The organism is Streptomyces sp. SID3212, assembly GCF_009865405.1.
In the GTDB taxonomy this organism is placed as follows: domain Bacteria; phylum Actinomycetota; class Actinomycetes; order Streptomycetales; family Streptomycetaceae; genus Streptomyces.
The window spans coordinates 1-3331 of record NZ_WWJY01000737.1 but is presented as its reverse complement, the minus strand read 5'-3'; the positions used below and the strand labels follow the sequence as shown (position 1 = coordinate 3331).

Below are 3331 nucleotides of genomic sequence, written 5' to 3'. Positions count from 1 at the left end.
CGCGAACCGGGCAGCCGGAGCGGGCGGGGGCGCAGGCGGGGGCGCCGGGGCCGGGGCGGAAGCAGGAGCCGGGGCGCGCACGGCCGCCGGTCCTCGCAGGGCCGTACCGCGCGGGTAGGAACAGCGGACACCTACCTCCGCGGGCGGTACGGCCCCGCCCGCCTACCTGCCCGCCGCCGCCATCGCCGCGCCCACGATTCCCGCGTTGTTCTGGAGCTCCGCCGGGACGATCTCGGCCTTGATGCCCTCGATCAGCGGAATGAACTTCTCCGCCTTACGGCTCACCCCGCCGCCGATGATGAACAGCTCGGGCGAGAACAGCATCTCCACGTGCGCCAGGTACTTCTGGACCCGGTGCGCCCAGTGGTGCCAGCTCAGGTCCTCGTCCTCCTTGGCCTTCGTCGACGCGTGCTTCTCCGCGTCGTGGCCGTGCAGCTCCAGGTGGCCCAGCTCGGTGTTGGGCACCAGCTTGCCGTCCACGAAGAGCGCGCTGCCGATGCCCGTACCGAACGTCAGCAGGAAAACCGTGCCCTTACGGCCCCGACCGGCGCCGAAGGCCATCTCCGCGACCCCCGCCGCGTCGGCGTCGTTGAGGACGGTCACCCGGAGGTTCAGCTTGTCGCCGAGCAGCTGGCCCGCGTCGACGTCGATCCACTTCTTGTCGACGTTGGCGGCCGTACGGATCACGGACCCGGTCACCACCCCGGGGAAGGTGATGCCGACCGGGCCCGACCAGCCGAAGTGCCGTACGACCTCGACCACGCCGTCGGCGACGCTCTCGGGCGTCGCGGGGTGCGGGGTGAGTACTTTGTGACGCGGTTCGACCAGGTCGCCGCGCTCCAGGTCCACGGGCGCGCCCTTGATCCCCGAGCCGCCGATGTCCACTCCGAAGACGTTCATGGACACAACGTTACGGGCAGACGACCGCCACGCGCGCCGTTACCCCTCGACCGTACGTACGGACTTTCCGGCCGAGCACATGTACGTACGGTCCGATGAGATGTACGAACGGCCCGGTCGCCCGTGTGCGATCAGCCTCGAACCGCGTGTGCGGTCAACGCCGTGCCGCGTGTGCGCACACCTCCCCCCGCGTGTGCGGTCACTTCGCCGTCAGCGCCGCCGCCTCCGCCCGCAGGTCCCGCCGCAGCTCCTTCGGCAGCGAGAAGACGATCGACTCCTCCGCCGCCTTCACGACCTCGACGTCCTCGAAGCCGCGCTCCGACAGGTACTCCAGGACGCCCTCGACCAGGACCTCGGGAACGGACGCCCCCGACGTGAGGCCGACCGTCTCGACCCCGTCGAGCCACGCCTCGTCGATCTCGTCGGCCGCGTCCACCAGGTAGGAGGCGCGCGCGCCGGCGCCGAGGGCGACCTCGACCAGGCGGACGGAGTTGGACGAGTTCTTGGAGCCGACGACGATGACCAGGTCCGCGTCCGCGCCCATCTGCTTGACCGCGATCTGGCGGTTCTGCGTCGCGTAGCAGATGTCGTCGCTGGGCGGCGAGATCAGCAGCGGGAACTTCTCCTTGAGCCGGTCGACCGTCTCCATGGTCTCGTCCACGGACAGCGTGGTCTGGGAGAGCCAGACGATCTTCGACTCGTCGCGGACCGTCACGTTCGCCACGTCGTCCGGGCCGTCGACCAGCGTGATGTGGTCCGGGGCCTCGCCCGACGTACCGATGACCTCTTCGTGGCCGTCGTGGCCGATGAGGAGGATGTCGTAGTCCTCGCTCGCGAAGCGGACGGCTTCCTTGTGGACCTTGGTGACGAGGGGGCAGGTCGCGTCGATGGTGGCGAGGTTGCGCCGGGCCGCCTCCTCGTGGACGACCGGTGCCACGCCGTGGGCGGAGAACATGACGATCGATCCCTCGGGGACCTCCGCCGTCTCCTCGACGAAGATGGCGCCCTTCTTCTCCAGGGTCCGTACGACGTACTTGTTGTGGACGATCTCGTGCCGGACGTAGATGGGCGCGCCGTACTGTTCCAGCGCCTTCTCGACGGCGATCACGGCACGGTCGACCCCCGCGCAGTAACCACGGGGGGCGGCGAGCAGGACGCGTTTGCCGGCGCGGCGCGCGGCGTCTCCACTGGGGGTGGCGGCGGGCGACGGGCGGGACGTGTCAGTCATGCGTCCCATCGTAAGGCCGCCCAGAACAGGCGGGGCGTCGCCCGTGGACCCGACACTGGGCCTACGTGACGGACACGTCACGGGTACGTCACGTACGGAGGGACCCGATGAGCGGCACCGGCGATACCGGCGACACGGGCGACACCGGCGGCGGCAACGGCAACGACACCGGCAGCGGCAGCGGCAGCGGCAACGGCAACGGGGACGACGGACGGCCGGCGGCCGGGGCACCCGTGTGGGGCGGCGGGGCGGAGAGCCTGCGGGAGCCGGCCGACGGGCAGCTGCGGCGGACGCTCGGGTTCCGCGACCTCGTCGTGTACGGACTGCTGTTCATCGCCCCGATGGCCCCGGTCGGCGTGTACGGGACGCTCGACGCGAAGTCGCACGGGGCGGTGGCGCTGGTGTACGTGGTGGCGACGGTCGCCATGGCGTTCACCGCGTTCAGCTACGCCCAGATGGTCCGGGTGGCCCCGCAGGCCGGGTCCGTCTTCAACTACGCGCGCAAGGGGCTGGGTGAGGGGCCGGGGTTCATCGCCGGGTGGATGGCGATGCTCGACTACCTGCTGATCCCGGCGGTGGCGTATCTCTTCGCGGGGATCGCGATGGAGGCGCTGGTCCCGTCCGTGGACCGGTGGGTGTGGACGTCGATCGCGGTCGTGGTCACGACGCTGCTCAACCTGTGGGGGGTACGGGCGGCGGCGCGGGTCGGCATGGCGGTGCTCGCGCTGGAGATCGTCGTGCTGCTGGTCTTCATCGTGGCGGCGATCGTGGTGCTGGCGCAGGACGGGGCGACGCGCGGCTGGTCCACGCCGTTCACGAGTGACCGGGGGTTCTCGCTGACGGCGGTCATCGGGGCGGTGTCGGTCGCGGTGCTCTCGTACCTGGGCTTCGACGCGATCGCCTCCTTCGCGGAGGAGGTGACGGGCGGCTCGCGGAAGGTGGCGCGGGCGGTGCTGTTCTGCCTGGTGCTGGCGGGGGTCCTGTTCATCGCGCAGACGTATCTGGTGGCGCTGCTGGAGCCGGTCGGCTCGGCACGCCTGGCGGCCGATCCGGCGGCCCAGGGCACGGCGTTCTACGACGCGGTGGATTCGGCGGTCGGCACGTGGCTGCACGACCTGGTGGCGTCCAGCAAGGCGATCGGCGCGGCGTTCGCCGCGCTGGCGGGCCAGGCGGCGGCGGGCCGGCTGCTGTTCGCCATGGGCC

At 71.1% G+C, this 3331-nt stretch carries 3 protein-coding genes; 1 reads left to right on the top strand and 2 read right to left on the bottom strand.

All coding sequences use genetic code 11. The features are described 5' to 3' along the window. Positions 1-162: 162 nt before the first annotated feature. Positions 163-900: a polyphosphate--glucose phosphotransferase gene (locus GT042_RS22380; RefSeq protein WP_161310514.1), complete on the bottom strand. Its 738-nt coding sequence runs from the start codon at positions 898-900 to the stop codon at positions 163-165. 199 nt (positions 901-1099) lie between these two features. Further along, complete coding sequence (locus tag GT042_RS22375; protein WP_161310513.1) at positions 1100-2128, bottom strand: 4-hydroxy-3-methylbut-2-enyl diphosphate reductase; 1029 nt, start codon at positions 2126-2128, stop codon at positions 1100-1102. A gap of 107 nt (positions 2129-2235) precedes the next feature. Between GT042_RS22375 and GT042_RS22370 the strand changes: the two genes are divergently transcribed. Beyond that, positions 2236-3331 (top strand): APC family permease (locus tag GT042_RS22370; protein WP_161310512.1); only part of this gene is annotated, 1096 nt, incomplete at its 3' end.